We start from the raw sequence: 18,750 nt of genomic DNA on the forward strand, positions 1-18,750 counted from the left end.
TTTTCTGGATCATCTTTGCACAATTCTAAAAAAATAAGCATGGCAGATCAAAAGTAAAGCCAAAGCCTAAGCCAATCATCCGGCCGGTTTTATTTGTCCTATTTATCCAGGTATGGTATGAAATATCCTATCATGAATATTAAAAATTATAATTTTGAAACCGGCATTTACCGACCGCCCAGTGAAGGCGGCAGCGCCTCCTTGCTGCTTCGCTTCACCCGAAACTGTCCCTGGAACCATTGCACATTCTGCGCCATGTACAAGACCAAAAAATTCCAGCTCCGACCGATCACAGAGATCAAAGCGGACATAGATGCCATGGCCCTGCTTGCCCAGGAGCTGAAATCTGCTTCCATCACCCTGGGCCATGGGGGAAACATCACCCGGGAAGCGGTTATGTCGATCATGGAGAAAATCCCGGAACTCGATTATCACCAGGGGTTTTCCATGCTGGTCCACTGGCTCATGGCAGGGGGGAAAACCGCATTCATCCAGGACGGCAACAGCATGATCATGAAAACAGATGATCTTATAGAGGCCCTGCATCACCTGAAAAAAACCTTTCCCTATATCAATCGGGTCACCACCTATGCCCGTGCCAGAACCCTGGAACAAAAATCGTCCAAGGACCTTCTGGCCATCAGACGAGCAGGTCTGGACCGTCTCCACCTGGGCCTGGAAACCGGGGATGACAACTTATTAAAAAAAATCAAAAAAGGGGTTACATCGAAAGGACAGATTCAGGGCGGTCAAAAAGCCATGGCAGCTGGATTTCAGGTCTCGGAATATTGGATGCCCGGCCTTGGGGGAAAAGAGCTGACCCAAGCCCACGCAGAGAACACCGCCCGGGTACTCAATGCCGTCAACCCCCATTACATCCGCTCCCGGCCCTTTCGGGCCATTGCCGGCACCCCGCTCCATGCCCAGATCCAGGCAGGAGATGTCCAAATCCTCTCCCCCCGGGAACAGTTGATGGAGCTCAAGCAAATGATCATAGCACTTGAAGTAACCTCCAAGGTCTGTTTTGACCATGCCGGAAACAATTGGCGAAATGCCCAGGGCCGGATTTTGTTCACCCATGATTATGAAGGATATAAATTCCCAGACCAAAAACCAAAAGTTTTGGATCTCATCGAGGAAGGACTGGCAAGCACGACCCCACCCAGCCCTTTTATTCATTTTACATAAAACTTTGGACCCGGTTATTAAAATTCTGGACCTGAAGGGATTTGCTTTTCTTATTGACTTCCATCGGACGAACTTGATAAAAACCCCTTCCTAATAAATTTATTCTTGGAGAAAGAAACCCTGTGAACATAAAGACATTTCTCAGCCCCACCAATACTCAGAAACGACTTCTACGGGATCTGATTATCATTCTTTTGCTCACCTCCGGTGCTATCACAGCCGTCACCCTCATTCAGGGCGCCAATATGCGTAATAACATTGCACAAGAGCATATTCGGCAAAGTTTGGTCAACACATCGGATATTATTTTTCAATTCTACGAGCCCGTGCTAAGCAATGCCTCGTTGATTCAAAAGTGGGGGCTTGCCGGTATCTGGAGGATGGGTGACATGCCCTCCGTCACTGCCAAGCTGATTCCAATGATGGAGAACCTTCCCCAGATAGAGGCCATAAAATTCGGGGATACCTCGGGCCACTCTTACCTTCTTGCCCGCAATGGAAACATCTGGATGACACGCACCACCTCCCAAGATGCCCCAGAAGAGATCCACTGGCAGCAATGGGTGAACCAACAACCCATGAAGACCTGGGTTGAAAAAAAGGCCTATGATTTTAAAGGCCGCCCCTGGTATCGAATGGGCCTTTCCAAATTTCCTCAAAACCAAGAAGCCGTCACCTGGATCCCGCCATATATGTTTGACTATGACAAACATTTTGGATTGTCGGTTGCCATGACCTGGCCCTCTGGCAAGGAGACGTCAGAGATATCGGTTATGGCACTTGATATCTCGATCAACGGGTTATTCAATAATATTTCAGAGACCCGGGTGGGTGCCAATGGGACGGCATTTTTATTCGATGGCGACACATCGGTTTACCATCCGGAAAACAAAGAAGCCGCAACGGGGAAAAACCGTTTCTCATCTCACCTGACCACGGTTGAAACAGCCAATGTTCGTGTTGCCATGACAACCTGGCACGACAAGAACAAGCCGACAAATGCCTTTATGTTTTCCTTGGATGGCCAGGCATACTGGGCAGGGGTCCAACCCATCGATGCGGACACCAGAGATTTATGGATCGGTGTAGTGGTGCCGCAATCTGATTTTCTCAATAAAGTTCAAGAAAAACGCTGGGCTATTCTGGTAGCAGTGTCGGGCGTCTTTGCTCTGGGCCTTCTCATGGCCGGATTTGTGGTCTGGAAGTATCGCCACCAGCTTCGGGATATGCCGAACCGTGCAATCCGGGATGACCACTTTGCCGATGATGTTCGGCGTCTCATCTGCCAGGGGGAAGGGGCCACTCTGGAATTTAAATCCACCCTGCGCATGAACCTTAATACAGACAAAAGCGACAAAAACATAGAAGTAGCCTGGCTGAAAACCGTGTCCGCGTTCATGAACACAAACGGTGGAATGATTATTATCGGTGCCAATGATGATGGCGAGGTGATCGGGACAGCCCCGGACGGATTTGAAAACCAAGATAAATGCCGACTTCACTTCAGAAACCTGATACATCAGCATATTGGTCTGGAGTTCACCAAGTACATCCATCTTTCCATTGGCACCATTGACGGCCATACCCTGATGGTGATCGAGTGTGAACGGGCAAATGCCCCGGTTTTTCTGATCAACAAAAAAATCGAGTCCTTTTATGTACGCAGCGGCCCCTCCAGCTTGAGCCTCAGCATGGGGCAGATGCTAAAATACCTGGAATCCAGAACCTAGGTTCTGCCCTTACTGAATTTTCTGGTTTATATTTCAACAGGAAAGAGCGGCAGTTCCTTTAAAAAAATAATATCGGTCCGGTCAACCGCATCTCCCTCTGCTAAAATTGCAGCCTTGGCTGAAATAATCCCCCCCGCTGACTCGACAATACGTTCCAGAGCTTTGAGGGATTCTCCCGTACTGATGACGTCATCTATAATGGCGACCCGTTTTCCCCTGATTTCCTCAGCGTCATTGCCGTCCAGGCAGAGTAATTGTTTTTGTGTCGTAGTGATTGACCTGACCCCGTCAATCAATGGTTTGTCCATATAGGCTTTGATGCTTTTTCTAGCCACATAGTATCTTTTCATGTTAAGCAGTCTGGCAATTTCATAGACCAGAGGAATGCCCTTGGCCTCGGCTGTGACGATCACATCTATTTCAGGCAGTTCCTCCACAAGACAATGAGCTGCAGCCTCGACAATTTCAGTATCCCCAAGGATTACAAAACTTGCAATGCAAAGGGTTTCACTTATCTGTATGATGGGAAGTTCACGAACAAGACCTGCCACTTCCAATCGAAATGTTTTTTTTTCCATAAAATGACCTCTTCTGCAGGTTAAAACCCTGCCATTGATCCTAATAATTTCACAACAAGTCCTGCAACCATTCCCAGGAAAGGATCTGTAATCGCTGTTACTGCCATGGTTACCCCTCCCACAACGGCTCCTGAACCGGCAAGGGCTGAGGCAGCATTAATGGGTACGGTAACAACGGCACCCAGAACAAAAAGAAAACCTGCAATGGATTCACTTGGAACAAATTTACCGATCTTGGGCAAAAGCCCTGCAAATAAGATGATTGCCATGAGGGACATCATCAAAACCCCCGAGAATACAGGGTGGGGAGCACCGCCGGTAGCAGAAATGATGGATTCCACAGGACCGCCACCGAACAGGGACGAGGCCATATCCGCAAGGCTGCTGTAAATGGCAAGGTGATCTACATTTACCGATTTGTCGGCAATGCTGCCGGTGATTTTACCAAAGGCAATGTTGGCACCTATGTTGAGGCATACCATTGCAAGTGCCCCACGAACCACTGACAGATTAAGAATCAATTTCTGAAGTTTGAGTTTTTCTTTACCATTGGCGCCAATATCAGATTTTTGTTTCAAAATAATGGCAATTAAACTTGAGAGCACAACTGAAATGGTTATGGTGTAAACAAGATCTTTGGTCATCATATAGGTTAAAAAGCCTACGCCGATTGAACTGAATCCCACGGTTTTATTTTTTGTTGCCATATCAATGGCAACCTTGGTGAGCATTATCCCAACTCCCGCCATCATTCCGCTTGTTATGGCAGGTCCCACAAAGGTGACTATTCTCTCAAGCAGGCCAAAAACACCGATGGTCGCCATGGCTGCTGCACCAAAAAAAATCATTGAAAGGCGTTCTTTCATGTTTTTTCCCATGGTTCCAGCGAGGGTGATGGTTTCTGCCTGGAATGATATCGGGGCGACACAGCTAAAAAACAGACATCCTGCGGCCCCTACCACAAAAGCAAGAGCCGTGGGAACAGATGCAAATCCAAAAGAAAGGGCTAAAAGTCCCTGAGGCAGACCGTTTAGAATTACGCTCAGGGCGGCCAGTAGATCTTTTACATACTCCATTTAAAAAACTCCATTCTGCATTCATATAATCTGAAAATCGTGGATCAAATAAAGAAGTTTCTCTGGCCTGAGCAATATGGATATAGCACTGCTGCAACCCATAGTCAGATGATCGGCCATCCGATAGAAACTCCTGAACCATGCTATCAGGATTATATGAATTAATTAATAAAAGAAGGGTAGGTATCAATTTGAAAGGATAAATACAAGGTTAAACCTCCTCAATCAATTTTTCTGCAAATTTCGGCAGTACAAAAGAGGCTTTATGGACCCGGGCAGTGTAATATTTCAATCTCTCCTGAATTTTTTGGGGGATTTTCCGGGCAGGTGTTCTCACCGCCGGCCCCTTTGACCCCAGGCAGATACCGATATGTCCACCGGTAAAGGTGGGGACCAGGAAATTTGAATATGCATGAATCTTGAACAATTTCTTGATGCGCTTCACCATTTTCTGAACCAGATCCGGATGGAGAAAAAAAGATTCCCCCTGGATGGCCAGGATGCCGTTTTGTTTCAATGCCCGTTGGCAGTGTTCATAGAAAGGCCCTTCAAATAAAATTTCTCCCGGTCCCACGGGATCGGAAGAATCAACTATGATCACATCATATTCATCGGGATGCTGGCCTATGAATTCATTGCCATCGGCAATATGAAGGATGACCCGGGGGTCATCAAACCCGCATCCCATTTCCGGAAGATATTGTCTTGACACCTGGATCACCATCTCATCTATTTCGCAGATATCAATGGTCTGAACCCCTTCATGCCGGGCAATTTCCCTTAAAATGCCGCCGTCCCCTCCCCCGATCACCAGCACTTTCTTTGGGGCGGGATGGGCAAACAAGGGAGTGTGGGCCAGCATTTCCTGGTAGGCAAACTCATCAAAATCAGTGAGCTGGATGACACCATCCAGAACCAGCATTCGACCATGGTGACGTGTTTCAAACAGCTCAATCTGCTGAAATTGGCTTTTCTTTGAAAACAGGGTTTTTTCTATTTCAATGGAAAGGGCGATGCCCGGCCACACATCCGATGTTTCAGAAAACCAGCCGTTCATCAACCGGCCCAAATTATTTTCTTGTGTCATGATTCCAACCTTCCCATTTTTTTTACCAATTTCTCAGGGACTTATAATCTTCCATCAACTGTCCTATTTCCGATTCCGTGATAACCGCGCCCGAGTCTTCCAGTCGTTTGTGAAAGGCTTTGGGCAATGTTTCATCCGCCGCCGTCATTCCTTCCCTGAGATTAAATTCCCTGGCCTTTAGGGCAATATTGCCGGCAATGGCCGCCAGATTTTCCTTGGCCCCGTCAATGCCCGTGGCAGCAGATATCATTTTCCCCAGCAGTTCCCAGGGATACAGGTCCCGGTAAAACTTGCACAGGATCATGGCATCAAACAAGGTGAGCCGGTCTTCAAAATCAATGAACATCTCGGCCTTGCCTTCAATTTGATCGGGATCGATCATGCCGGCAAGCTCGGCCTTGTAAAAGGTGGATCTAAGGTGGCAAGCCCCCCTGTCGGAAGCGGCATAGGCAAGACCCATTCCCTTGAGGATGCGGGGATCGTATCCGGCCGGTTCCATTCCCTTGACATGGACGGCAGCATCTTCCATGCCCCAGCACCTGGCCGTGGGAACAATCCCCTGGGACAGCAGTTCTCCTATCCCTTCCCGACCAGCGATCAATTTGAGCAGAACCGCAACCCCTTGGGCATCCCCGAATTGTATCTCATAATCGGAGTTTCCCTGTTCAAAGGCCATCATGGCAAAGGCGCAAAGATTTCCCGCTGTAATGGTATCCATGCCAAGGCTGTCGCAAACATGATTCAAATGGACGATCTCTTCAATGGATTCCACCATGCACAACCCCCCAAAGGTATAGATGGTTTCGTACTCCGGTCCCTCCAGCACAAGGCCCTTGTGGGGTCCCTGCAATACCCTGGTCATCCGGCCGCAGGAGAGAAAACACTTGGCGCAGGCATGGGGGGTTACCTCACATTGGGTATGCAGGGCATCGGCGGATATTTTCTCCCAGTGGGAAGCCCTCCCCTTTGACCAGTATCGTGTGGGAAAGGCATTGGCCCCGTTCATGAGTTTCACCATCTGGGAGGTGCCCATGGTTTTATAGGCATGGACGGCCGGATGGTCCTTGGAAAGGGCTGTCATCTCCTTTGACAGGCCTATGAGCGCCTTGGCATCATGGGGAATTCGGCGGCGATCCCCGGTAAAAAGGATGGCCTTGAGACCTTTAGATCCCATGACGGTTCCGGTTCCAGCCCGGCCCGCACACCGCCAGCCGTCATTTTTAACAATGGAAAACAGAACCCCTTTCTCTGCAGCCGGCCCCACCACCACCACCCCATTTTTCCAGCCTTTGGCTTTTTTAGCACCATGGCGCTGCTTTACGGCTGTTTCGGTTTCAAAGGTGTTTTTCCCCGCCAGATCTGTCCCATCATGGAAGATAACGCCTTCAGGATGGATCTCCAGCACAGTCAGCTCCTTTGCCGCACCCTTGATAACAATGGCATCAAAGCCCGTGGCACTGATGGCTTCCGGCACCCGGCCCCCGGAATAGGATTCGGCATAGAGCCCGGTCAGAGGCGACTTGGTAAAAATCCCGTACCGGGAAGCCCCCCAGGTCACGCCCCCGGTAACAGCACCCGTGGCAAAGATCAGTTGGTTGTCCTGTGACAGGGGATCAACTCCCTTGGGGTTCCGCTCAAAGAGCAGCCAGGAGGCAAGCCCTTTGCCCCCCAGATAGGTTGCATAGATTTTATCCTCTATGGCTTGTATTTCACTGGTTCTGTCGGTCAGATCAATGGTTAAGACCTGATTATAAAATCCTTGCATGCTAGTAGTATGACCCTCCTGTTGCGATTTCTCCTTGGACAAGGCGTATTCCTCAAACTATTTAATATCATATTGGGGACTTTCTTCCTATAGATCAATGCCCTGGACAATATTTAATTATTGCAAAGCAGATATGGCGCAAACGGCTCAACAAACTTGAAATCAGAGTGTTGGTGAACAAACGCAACAACTGCCCTGTAAATTCACATTGCATTCACCCTTGGAAAATTGATATTAAGGGGGATATGAAAAATAAAAAACCATATGGGTTGGCCTATTCAAGCTGCCCCAATGATACCTTTATATTTAAAGGCATTGCCCGACACTTGATTGATACCAGGGGGATGGACTTTAACATTGTGCTTGAGGATGTTGAGACCCTGAACCAGAATGCAGCCAGGGAAGCCTATGACATTACCAAACTCTCCTTTGCCGCCCTGGGAAATCTTCTGGACAAATACGCCCTGTTACGGACCGGGGCAGCTCTTGGCATAGGATGCGGTCCTTTGATCATCTCCCTGCCCAATCGAACCCTATCTGATAAAAAGGATGATAAAAGCAAAGGAGAGGGGGAGTGCCCCCCCGGCAAACAGGTGATCGCTGTTCCAGGACTTGGCACCACTGCCTATCATTTGTTCAGATTCTATATGGACGATCTTTTCCCAGAAATTGAAACCACCATCATTCCCATGCCCTTTGAACGTGTCATGCCGGCTGTGATGGAAAAACGAGCAGACTTTGGGGTGATCATCCATGAAGGCCGGTTTGTATACCAGCGCATGAACCTTGAGATGCGAGCCGATCTAGGCCAGTGGTGGGAGGACAAAACATCCCTGCCCATTCCCCTGGGCTGTATTGCCGTTAAACGCTCCATGGATCCGGCCCGGGCCCTGGCGATACAGACCCTGATAGGCGAATCCATTGACCATGGCTTCTTGCATCCCGCCCTGGGCGCTGCGTATATCCGGGAACATGCCCAGGAAATGGAGGCATCCGTTATCCAGCAGCATATCGGGCTTTATGTCAATGACTTTTCAAAGGATCTCGGGGACAAAGGAACCACGGCTGTGACCACCTTTTTTGAATATGCTGCCAGGGCAGGGCTGATGAAAATATCCCCCCATCCCCTGTTTGCCTGCCCCAAGGTTGCCAGATGACCCGAACACAAACTCCCGATACCCGGTACGCCCTTTTTCTCAGGGAAGTTTTTGAAACCATTTCCCAATTTGGCATGATCCAAACGAAGGATGCGGTTCTGGCAGGTGTTTCCGGAGGCCCTGATTCCGTAGCCCTGGTAAGGGTTCTTGCCTATCTGACACCGGGCCTGGACCTGACCCTTGGCATTGCCCACTTGAACCACGGTCTGAGGGGGGAGGAAGCCCAAAGGGACGAAAATTTTGTTCGAAAGCTCTCCTGTGAATTGGGCCTGCCCTTTTTCAGCGAAACCAGGGATATAAGGCGCCTGGCAAAACAAGAACACCTCTCAATTGAAGAAGCCGGCCGTAATGCCCGGTATGATTTTTTTTCAAAAATAGCAGATACCAAAGGATTTTCAAAAATTGCCACGGGCCACAATCAAGATGACAATGCCGAACAGGTACTCATGAACCTGATGCGGGGATCCGGCCCCAAAGGTCTGACCGGGATCCCCCCGGTTCGGGAAAACCGGTTTATCCGGCCGCTGATTCAACTGCCCAGGACCAGGATTTTAAATTTTTTAAAAGCGAAGAACCAGGCCTTTGTGCTGGATTCTTCCAATACAGACCAATCCTATCTGCGCAATAGAATCCGTCACAATTTAATCCCCCTGCTTGAGCAAAAATTTAATCCGGAGATAAAATCCAGCCTGGACCGACTCAGTCACATCCTCCGCCAGGAAGAAGATTTTTTGACGGACCAGGCACAAAAGGTATTGAATCTCTGTACCACCGAACAAAACAAGGACCTTTTAGCCCTGTCAATCCCCAGCCTGATCCAACACCACCCCGCCCTTGTCAACCGGGTCCTGCGCCTGGCCATTGCCTGGGTAAAAAAAGATCTCAGGCGGATCACCCTGTCCCATATTCAGGATATTCTTAGTTTTATGGACAAGTCAGAATCCGGCAAAAGCCTTGATCTGCCCGGCCAAATCCGGGTTTACAGGACCCGGGAACACCTGGTGCTTCAAAAAGAAGCCCTTCCCCTGCGGGAACTGGGGAAGGCTCAAAAGCAATTCAAACGGGATGAAACGAAGGATCCAAAGGGGGAAATCTGAAAAATTTTTTCTTGTATATTCGGATTTTATGTTTATATATATTTGGAGTTTTATTGATTCCATCAACTTAAAAAAAAGAAACGAAAAAGAGAGGAAACACTTTGAATCAATTCTATAAAAATATTTCCCTGTGGATGGTGATTGTCCTGATGATGGTCATGCTCTATAATATTTTCAACCAGCAGCAGGTAGGACAGCCAGAAGTAGGGTATTCAGAATTTCTGTCAATGGTGGAAGACGGCCGGGTTCAGGATGTGGTCATCCAGGGACAAGAATTATATGTCACCGACAGCAGCGGCGGCAAATATAAAAGTTTTGCGCCGGAAGACGCTGACCTGATCAAGACGTTGAGAACCAGCGGCGTTGCCATCAAGGCCAAACCGCCGGCAGAATCCTCCTGGCTCATGTCCATTGTGGTTTCCTGGCTGCCCATGATTGTTCTCATCGGGGTCTGGATTTTCTTCATGCGCCAGATGCAGGGAGGCGGCGGGGGCGGAAAAGCCATGTCCTTTGGAAAAAGCCGGGCCCGGCTCATAGACGACAAGGGAGAGAAGGTCACCTTTGCCAATGTGGAAGGAATAGATGAGGCCAAGGAAGAGCTGGAAGAAGTGGTCGAATTTTTAAAAACCCCGGACAAATTTACCCGGCTTGGCGGCCGGATTCCCAAGGGTGTTTTGTTGGTGGGAAATCCTGGTACCGGTAAAACCCTTCTTTCCCGGGCAGTGGCCGGAGAAGCAGGGGTTCCCTTTTTCACCATCTCAGGCTCTGACTTTGTTGAAATGTTTGTGGGGGTAGGTGCCTCCCGGGTCAGGGACTTGTTTGCCCAGGGCAAAAAAAATGCGCCCTGTATCATCTTCATTGATGAGATTGATGCCGTGGGCCGTCAAAGAGGTGCCGGCATGGGCGGCGGTCATGATGAACGGGAACAGACCCTGAACCAGCTGTTGGTGGAAATGGACGGATTTGAGTCCAATGAAGGGGTAATCCTCATGGCAGCCACCAACCGGGCAGATGTGCTGGATCCAGCTCTCCTCAGACCGGGACGGTTTGACCGCCAGGTGGTGGTGGACATGCCGGACATCAAAGGCCGGGAAGGTATCCTGCGGGTACACATGAAAAAGACACCCCTGGGTGCCGATGTGGATCCCACCGTTCTGGCAAAGGGAACCCCGGGATTTTCCGGTGCGGACCTTGAAAACCTTGTCAACGAGGCTGCCCTTCTGGCGGCCAAGCGGAACCATGAAAAACTGAGCATGATGGATTTTGAAGATTCCAAGGACAAGGTATACATGGGCCTTGAAAGAAAATCCAAGGTCATCAAGGAAGAAGAAAGAAAGACAACAGCCTACCACGAAGGCGGCCATGCCCTGGTGGCAAGGTTTTTGCCCAATACCGATACGGTCAACAAGATCACCATCATCCCCAGGGGACGAGCCGCAGGGGTCACCTGGTTTTTGCCCGAAGAAGGGGATTTTAAATACAAGGATCAACTGGAGAACGAACTGGCCATTGCCTTTGGCGGACGTGTGGCAGAAGAGCTCATCTTCAAACGAATCAGTACCGGGGCCTCCAATGACATTAAACAGGCCACGAAACTTGCCAACCGCATGGTGAGAAGCTTTGGCATGAGCGATGGCCTGGCCCCCCTTTCCTATGAAGACCATGATGACAATATTTTCATCGGCAGGGAAATGACCCAGGCAAAAAGTTATTCCGAGGCAACGGCCCAGAGAATTGATTCGGAAATTGCCATTCTCATTGACCGGGCCTACCAGAAAGCCAAAAAAGTCTTGGAAGGAAACCTTGATCTCCTCCATGCCCTCACCAGCCTGCTCATTGAACGAGAGACGGTGATGGGATCGGAACTGGATGATCTCATTGCCGAAATGAGACCTGATTTTGATTTTTTCGGTCGAAAAAACATCAAACTCCAGCCCAAGGTTGCGGCGGAAGATGCCGGTAAAAAAACGCCAAATGATTCCGATGATTCACAGGTCGAGGAAACCCAGGTCGTAGATGAGACCATTGAAGACACACCGGAAGATTCCAATTCTGATGGAGAAAAAACAGATCCGGAAGATCCAAAAGATCAAGACAAAGAAAAGGAATAGGGAAAAAACCATGTTGGATTTTACCCTCGAATTTGATAGGTTTCGCCTGGAACTTGGACCTTGCGCCTGTATCATGGGCATTTTAAATGCCACCCCGGATTCCTTTTCCGATGGGGGACAATATAATACCCTTGAAACGGCGCTGGCCCAGGGACGAAACCTGGCAAAGGCCGGTGCCCATATTCTGGACATCGGGGGCGAATCCTCCCGTCCCTTTGCCCAGACGGTTTCCGAGCAGGAAGAACTGGACCGGGTTATCCCGGTGATTGAGACCCTTGCCAGGGAAATTGATATCCCCATTTCCATTGACACGGTGAAATCAAGGGTGGCAAAAGAGGCCATCAATGCCGGGGCCACCATTATCAATGACATATCCGCATTTGAAAAAGACCCTGCCATGGCAGACCTTGCGGCGGAAAAAAAGGTTCCCTGCGTGCTCATGCACATGAAGGGGACGCCTGAAACCATGCAGGTCGATCCGAACTACGAAGATCTCATGGCGGAGATCACGACCTACCTGGATTCAAGAGCCCAGTTTGCCAGGGGGCGAGGGATTGCCAGGGATAAAATTATTCTGGACCCGGGCATTGGATTTGGGAAGACCATTGAGCACAACCTTATGATCCTCAAACATTTGAACAAAATTTGCGACCTGGGATACCCTGTTTTAATAGGGCCATCCCGGAAATCATTCATCCAGGCAGTTTTAAACAAACAAGAAACGACTCCCGTTGGTCCGGATAATATCAAGACAGAATACGGAACCCTGGCTGCGGTTGCCGCCTCTATCTTAAAAGGCGCCCATATTGTCAGGGTCCATGATGTTGAAAAAATCATCTCTTTTACCCGCATTATTGATGCCATCCGGCATGCCTGATTTAAAACAGCGCTTCCCCAGGGGGTATCGCCTTTTTCTGGCGGTATTCCTGACAATGTCCCTGTTGTCGCTAAATTTTGGATGCACCGTCGAACCGATTGAAACCGACCTTCTTTTGCCGGTTGATTTTTCCAACATCCCAGACGGCATGGTATTGGCCTACCACCCCACAGTGAAAATTCAAATTCGAATCCAGGCAGATCCCCGCCTCATTGAAGTGATGAACATGCAAACCATCCTATACCCTGCAGACCTGTATACAGACCTTGAATTTGACCCGGCAGGAGACTCAAACTCCATCGAGCCCGGCGACTATATGCTGCCCATAGACAAAACCCGGATCCCCATGGACCCCGGCATTAAAATCCTGAACATCAACCCCTCTTTCCTCAATGTCCGCCTGGAAAAGAAAATTACCAAGAGATTTAAAATCACCGTGCCCTATATCGGGGTACCGGCCCAGGGCTATATCGCATTGGAACCTTTCTGTGAACCCGCCTTTGTGGACCTTACCGGGGCCCAATCTCTTATCAATGGCATTGATCAGCTAAAAACCAAACCCATTGATCTGAACGGCGCCGGGGAAAAATTTAAAAAAAACCTGCCCTTGGATCTTGAAAATCCCCAGCTCTATTCTTCCAGCCACGCCATGTTCACCGTGACCGTCCCCATCCAGGAACAGATGGTGACAAAAACCCTGCCTGACATCCCCATCCGGATTTTAAATGCCACTTCGAAGGTAAATATTGAACCCGCTTTGATCACCTTGGAAATAAAAGGCCCCTTTCAAACACTGGGCAACAAAACAATTGTGGATCAAATCTATGCCTTTATGGATGTCAAAAATCTTAAGACCGGTGTATATGCCCGGCATGCCTATATAAATGTACCCGTGGATCTGATTATGACAGGGGCCACCCCCCAGGTTTTTACCGTTAAGATTGAGTAAAGGAGAACAAGAATGCTATTGGTCATTGATGTGGGGAATACCAACACGGTTATCGGTGTATATGACAAGGATATTCTCAAGGAAAACTGGCGGATTCGAACGGTCCGGGACAATACGGCAGATGAATTTAATGTGCTGGCCAATGCCCTGTTTTCAGACAGGGGAATTGACCTGAACAGCATTACGAAAACCGTTATTTCCTCTGTGGTACCGTCCTCGGTCCGTATTTTGAATGATTTTTGTGAGCGGTATCTCAAATTAATCCCCCTGTGGATCAACCCGGCATCGGTAAAAACACTGATGCCCATCCTGTACAAAAATCCCAATGAAGTGGGGGCGGACCGAATCGTAAATGCCGTGGCTGCCTATGATAAATACAAATCCGCACTGATCATCATTGATTTTGGCACGGCCACCACCTTTGACGCCATCTCTGAGCAAGGAGAATACCTGGGCGGCGCCATCGCCCCGGGGGTGATGATCTCATCTGAAGCCCTCTTTCAACGGGCATCCCGCCTTCCCCGGGTGGAAATTTTCAAGGCCCCGGAACGGGTGATCGGGGATGACACCATTGAAAGCATCAAATCCGGCATCATTTACGGAAATGCCGCCATGGTAGACGGCATGGTGGCACGGATGAAAAAGGAAATGAACGCCGAGCCCACCATTATTGCCACCGGCGGCCTGGCTCCCCTTATTGCCGGCGTTTCCCTGACCATTGAAACCGTGGATCAATCCCTTACCCTGGACGGGTTGCGGATCATCAGCCGGGAAATTTAACGTTTCCCATGAAACCCATATGGATCCGGGTACTCTTCCTGTTTTGCCTTTTTTTTACCCAGCGAGCATGGGCCCTGGCCCCGGAAGAAGTCCTGGTCATTGCCAATTTCAATGCCGCAAAAAGCCGGGGGCTTGCCAAGTACTACATGGCACAGCGCAAAATCCCCCTTCAAAACCTGGTCCTGATCTGGATGACGGACAAGGAAACCTGCACCCGGTTTGAATACGAGGCCAAGGCCATCCCCCCCATCCGCAGGTTTCTTCTGGCAAATCCCCAAATCCGGGCCATGGTAACGATGTTTGGTGTCCCCTTAAAAATTCGTGGGCCAGAAAATTTACCGGAAGAGACACAGCAGATGGCCCGGCTCAACAACCAAAAAAAAGCCATTGAGACGCAATTGAACACCACCACATCCCTTGACCCACTAAAACGTCAAGAACTTCAAGGCTCACTTGCCCGGGCAAAATCAAAAATCAGCCGGTTCAAAATAAGCCTTGATAAGAATGCCTCCTTTGACTCGGAACTGAGTCTTGTCAAACAGGAAAATTATGAGCTCAATTCCTGGCAGCCCAATCCCTTTTACCTGGGGTTTAAGGACCAATCCCCAAAAATCCCCAAATCCAATGTCATGATGACCAGTCGCCTGGATGCTGCTTCGGCAAAAATTGTCAGACGGATCATCGATGACAGTATTGAGGCGGAAAGAGACGGAATTTCCGGCACTGCCTATTTTGATGCCCGGTGGAAAGACCCCGGGGAAAAAAATCTCGCCGGCTATGCTTTCTACGACCGGTCCATCCATAAGGCCGCCCAATTCCATTCTCAAAAAAAAATCTTACCGGTGGTCCTCAATGATACCCAGGACCTTTTCCAGCCGGGAGACTGCCCCAATACGGCATTGTACTGCGGCTGGTACAGCCTGGCCAAATATATAGATGCCTTTCAATGGGCCAAGGGATCGGTGGGATACCATATAGCCAGCAGCGAAGCTGCCACATTAAAGGGAAAAAATAGCCAGGTCTGGTGCAAACGAATGCTGGACAAGGGCATTGCCGCCACCATCGGCCCCACGGGGGAACCCTATGTCCAGGCATTTCCTGTGCCGGAAATATTTTTCAATTTTCTCACCGAAGGCTATCTGACCCTGGCAGAGTCCTATATGGTCAGCCTGCCCTTTCTCTCCTGGAAAATGGTACTCATCGGAGACCCTTTGTACCGAATGAATATTAAGATGAATTAACCGCCGCTGTCGCCGTCCTCAAGAACTGGAACTATCCAGCCACAGCTGAATCCGTAGAGGAGACTGAAGTTACAGTCTGGAATAAACCGGCAATATTGCCGACTATTCAAGGACCACCTTATACACAGTAAACCGTACACTTAGGACCGCAAATGAAATAAGCTGAGCAGAAATAGCGCAGGATTTTGGCCCATATACAAGGCGCATTAAAGGTTGCATACGCTACGTATTCGGCCTTTGATACAACGAAGTAGAAGGGTCAAAAGACAAGCAATTTCGTTCAAGTTATAAGTTTTGCGGTCCTTAATGCCTGGGGAAAAAAGGGATGGATCAAATCTGGCCGTGAGCAAATCGTCATCACCACCCCCCATGCCCTGGTCCAATTTGCTGAAAACGGCTGAACCATCCCCTGCTTGACCTTCATGCGAAGGCTAAGGTTCTTCAATTTGTTTCTCTCATATTAAAAATATGTTCCTGTTTGCGCCAGCGCAAAGACACAGAAAAGAATAGCGTCTATTCTTGTTTCAAAAAACACCAAAAAACCGGATTTGGATTGCGGTGAAGGCATGTTTTCCCGGCCGCAAAACAGGTACTAAAAAGGAAAATAATTTTGAATCCAACTGTTTTTCAAGACATAACCATCAAGGTGCTTTTAGACCGGTATCCATACCTTCTTAAATTATTCATGGACCTTGGTTTGTTGTGCCCTGGCTGCCCGGCAGAAGCTTTCCATACCCTGGAAGATGTTACAAGGGAGTATGGATATGATCTGGAAATATTGATCCGGCATGTCCAAAAAACAATTAAAAACCATGATCAAAAAAATATTCCGAAAAAATCATCCTATTGAATAACAACAAAAAGGAGGTTCGACATGAAGACAAGATTTTGTTCAGCTGTGATTTTTTTGGTTCCCATATTGCCAGTGCCGATCTTTTCGTTATTGATGAAGGGCGTGTTTATGAAGCGGCCAAGCGCTATTTTGCTGAAATCATGATGCCCTTTAGAAGCGCAATCAAAAAGAACCTGGACAAACTTGCACCTTATGAAATAGATATAATCGCGCCAGGCCATGGGCAATTGTTTCCACGCCCAAAATTTATCCTTGATGCCTATAGAGACTGGACTATGGGAACACCTCAAATCTCAAGGTAGAGGTCCTTAATCCTGTCCTATGTAAAGGCATGCCCACGGACACTGTATTTCAATCCTTGGATGATCTGGCGGCTGTGATTGCACAAAAGCACAAAGAGAACGGTTATAAATAACGACCACAGGCGGCCTGGGTATTCGGCCCAGACTCGCCCACAACAAATATGGAAACTGTTGACCCCGGTTTATCCGGAAGTTTCATATAAAAGCTAAAAAAGGAAAAGAATCATGTTTTGTTTTCAATGTCAAGAAACTGCTAAGAACACCGGCTGTACCATAAAAGGAGTTTGTGGAAAGCCGGAGGAAACTGCTAACCTTCAGGATTTGTTGATTTTCGTACTCAGAGGAATTTCTGTCTATGGTGAAAAGCTCAAACAACTGGAAATGCCGGACCGGTCAAATGATGATTTTGTGGCCCAGTGCCTGTTTGCCACAATAACCAACGCAAATTGGGATGATGCCCGTTTTACCGCCATGGTCACCGACGGCCTCCAGCGACGGGACCAGATTCGGGCCCGGTTCCTGGCGGCTTACAAGAAAAAAAACAATAAGGATTTTGACCAGGCCCTGCCCGAAGCTGCCACCTGGGCAGGCGATCCGTCTAATTTTGCAGAAAAAGCAAAATCCGTGGGTATTCTGGCCACGGAAAATGAGGATGTGCGCTCCTTGCGAGAGTTGTTGATCATCGGGCTAAAAGGGATCGCAGCCTATGCGGACCACGCCGCTATTCTGGGATTTCAAAAAGATGACATCAATGACTTCATCATGGAAGCACTGGCTTCAACCACAAAGGATTTGAGTGTTGATGAGATAATCGCTCTGGTCATGAAAGCCGGAGAGACAGGGGTCAATACCATGGCCCTGCTGGATGAAGCCAACACAACGGCCTACGGAAACCCGGAAATCACCGAAGTGAACATCGGTGTGGGCAAAAACCCGGGGATTTTGATCACCGGCCATGATTTAAAGGACATGGAAGAACTGCTCAAACAGACCGAAGGTACTGGCATCGATGTCTATACCCATGGCGAAATGCTACCGGCCAACAGCTACCCTGCTTTTAAAAAATATGATCATTTTGTTGGTAACTATGGCGGCTCCTGGTGGCACCAGAACACTGAGTTTGAATCGTTTAACGGTCCCATTCTACTGACCACCAACTGCCTGGTACCCTTGAAGAAAAGCAATACCTATCTTGACCGGCTCTTTACAACCGGTGTGGTGGGGTATGAAAATGCTGTGCACATCTCCGACCGGATCAAAGGGGGCGCCAAGGATTTTTCAGCCCTCATCGAAAAAGCCAAAACCTGCCCTCCACCAATCGAAATAGAGACGGGTAACATTGTTGGTGGGTTTGCCCACAACCAGGTCCTGGCTCTTGCCGATAAGGTGGTGGATGCCGTTAAATCAGGCGCCATTAAACGGTTCGTGGTTATGGCCGGATGCGACGGCCGCCAGAAGGGCCGCAATTATTATACACAAGTGGCTGAAAATTTACCCAAAGATACTATTATTCTCACAGCCGGATGCGCCAAGTACCGGTATAACAAGCTTGCGCTGGGTGATATCGGCGGTATTCCCCGTGTACTGGATGCCGGCCAGTGTAACGACTCGTACTCTCTGGCCGTCATCGCCTTGAAACTCAAAGAAGTCTTTGGTTTTGAAGACATTAACGACCTGCCGATTTCATATGACATTGCCTGGTATGAACAAAAAGCGGTAACCGTGCTTTTGAGCCTGCTGTTTCTGGGCGTAAAGGGCATCCGCCTGGGGCCAACCCTGCCGGCCTTCCTGTCTCCCAACGTGGTGAAGGTGTTAGTCGAAAAATTTGACATCAAACCCATTGGTAGTGTTGAGGAAGATATCGCCGCCATGATGGCTGGTAAATAGACACAAAAAGACTGAAAGACCGGCATTGTTTTCAACAATTTTTGTCAAAAGGCAGTGCCGGTCTTTTTGTCA

At 48.8% G+C, this 18,750-nt stretch carries 16 protein-coding genes and 1 riboswitch; of the genes, 12 read left to right on the plus strand and 4 right to left on the minus strand.

What is annotated here, in order from left to right; all coding sequences use genetic code 11:
- The first annotated feature begins 132 nt into the window (after positions 1-132).
- Entirely contained in the window at positions 133-1,188 is a 1,056-nt protein-coding gene (locus ACZ45G_RS27260; protein ID WP_464173734.1) for a radical SAM protein, read from the plus strand.
- Positions 1,189-1,310: 122 nt separating this feature from the next.
- Positions 1,311-2,918, plus strand: a complete 1,608-nt coding sequence (locus ACZ45G_RS27265; protein ID WP_464173735.1) for an RNA-binding domain-containing protein — start codon at positions 1,311-1,313, stop codon at positions 2,916-2,918.
- 26 nt (positions 2,919-2,944) lie between these two features.
- Here the strand turns inward: ACZ45G_RS27265 and ACZ45G_RS27270 are convergent, their stop codons facing one another.
- The 4 genes from ACZ45G_RS27270 to ACZ45G_RS27285 all read right to left on the minus strand — a co-directional run bounded on the left by ACZ45G_RS27270 (position 2,945) and on the right by ACZ45G_RS27285 (position 7,424).
- Entirely contained in the window at positions 2,945-3,496 is a 552-nt protein-coding gene (locus tag ACZ45G_RS27270) for a phosphoribosyltransferase family protein (RefSeq protein WP_464173736.1), read from the minus strand.
- A gap of 20 nt (positions 3,497-3,516) precedes the next feature.
- Entirely contained in the window at positions 3,517-4,572 is a 1,056-nt protein-coding gene (locus tag ACZ45G_RS27275; RefSeq protein WP_464173737.1) for a hypothetical protein, read from the minus strand.
- 81 nt (positions 4,573-4,653) lie between these two features.
- Positions 4,654-4,752, minus strand: a riboswitch (purine riboswitch).
- A gap of 31 nt (positions 4,753-4,783) precedes the next feature.
- Positions 4,784-5,659, minus strand: a complete 876-nt coding sequence (gene speE / locus ACZ45G_RS27280) for a polyamine aminopropyltransferase (protein ID WP_464173738.1) — start codon at positions 5,657-5,659, stop codon at positions 4,784-4,786.
- Between the two features lie 22 nt (positions 5,660-5,681).
- Positions 5,682-7,424, minus strand: a complete 1,743-nt coding sequence (locus ACZ45G_RS27285) for an aldehyde ferredoxin oxidoreductase family protein (protein ID WP_464173739.1) — start codon at positions 7,422-7,424, stop codon at positions 5,682-5,684.
- 245 nt (positions 7,425-7,669) lie between these two features.
- Between ACZ45G_RS27285 and ACZ45G_RS27290 the strand changes: the two genes are divergently transcribed.
- The 10 genes from ACZ45G_RS27290 to hcp all read left to right on the plus strand — a co-directional run bounded on the left by ACZ45G_RS27290 (position 7,670) and on the right by hcp (position 18,678).
- Positions 7,670-8,581: a 1,4-dihydroxy-6-naphthoate synthase gene (locus tag ACZ45G_RS27290; RefSeq protein ID WP_464173740.1), complete on the plus strand. Its 912-nt coding sequence runs from the start codon at positions 7,670-7,672 to the stop codon at positions 8,579-8,581.
- Positions 8,578-9,678 (plus strand): tRNA lysidine(34) synthetase TilS, encoded by a 1,101-nt coding sequence (tilS, locus tag ACZ45G_RS27295; RefSeq protein WP_464173741.1) that lies wholly within the window; start codon positions 8,578-8,580, stop codon positions 9,676-9,678. The genes ACZ45G_RS27290 and tilS overlap by 4 nt, the downstream gene beginning before the upstream one ends.
- Before the next feature lie 101 nt (positions 9,679-9,779).
- The gene (gene ftsH / locus ACZ45G_RS27300; protein ID WP_464173742.1) at positions 9,780-11,789 is read left to right on the plus strand and encodes an ATP-dependent zinc metalloprotease FtsH; all 2,010 of its coding nucleotides are present in this window, start codon (positions 9,780-9,782) and stop codon (positions 11,787-11,789) included.
- Between the two features lie 10 nt (positions 11,790-11,799).
- Positions 11,800-12,666: a dihydropteroate synthase gene (gene folP / locus ACZ45G_RS27305; RefSeq protein ID WP_464173743.1), complete on the plus strand. Its 867-nt coding sequence runs from the start codon at positions 11,800-11,802 to the stop codon at positions 12,664-12,666.
- Complete coding sequence (locus tag ACZ45G_RS27310) at positions 12,659-13,615, plus strand: CdaR family protein (protein WP_464173744.1); 957 nt, start codon at positions 12,659-12,661, stop codon at positions 13,613-13,615. The genes folP and ACZ45G_RS27310 overlap by 8 nt, the downstream gene beginning before the upstream one ends.
- 12 nt (positions 13,616-13,627) lie before the next feature.
- Positions 13,628-14,395: a type III pantothenate kinase gene (locus tag ACZ45G_RS27315; RefSeq protein WP_464173745.1), complete on the plus strand. Its 768-nt coding sequence runs from the start codon at positions 13,628-13,630 to the stop codon at positions 14,393-14,395.
- A gap of 8 nt (positions 14,396-14,403) precedes the next feature.
- Complete coding sequence (locus ACZ45G_RS27320; protein WP_464173746.1) at positions 14,404-15,636, plus strand: TIGR03790 family protein; 1,233 nt, start codon at positions 14,404-14,406, stop codon at positions 15,634-15,636.
- 610 nt (positions 15,637-16,246) lie between these two features.
- Positions 16,247-16,486, plus strand: coding sequence for a DUF1858 domain-containing protein (locus tag ACZ45G_RS27325; protein WP_464173747.1), 240 nt, complete (start codon positions 16,247-16,249; stop codon positions 16,484-16,486).
- Positions 16,483-16,791, plus strand: coding sequence for an oxygen-binding di-iron domain-containing protein (locus ACZ45G_RS27330; protein ID WP_464173748.1), 309 nt, complete (start codon positions 16,483-16,485; stop codon positions 16,789-16,791). Before ACZ45G_RS27325 ends, ACZ45G_RS27330 begins: the two co-directional genes overlap by 4 nt.
- Before the next feature lie 225 nt (positions 16,792-17,016).
- The gene (gene hcp / locus ACZ45G_RS27335) at positions 17,017-18,678 is read left to right on the plus strand and encodes a hydroxylamine reductase (protein WP_464173749.1); all 1,662 of its coding nucleotides are present in this window, start codon (positions 17,017-17,019) and stop codon (positions 18,676-18,678) included.
- Positions 18,679-18,750 lie beyond the last annotated feature (72 nt).

This window comes from Desulfoconvexum algidum (genome assembly GCF_055382125.1).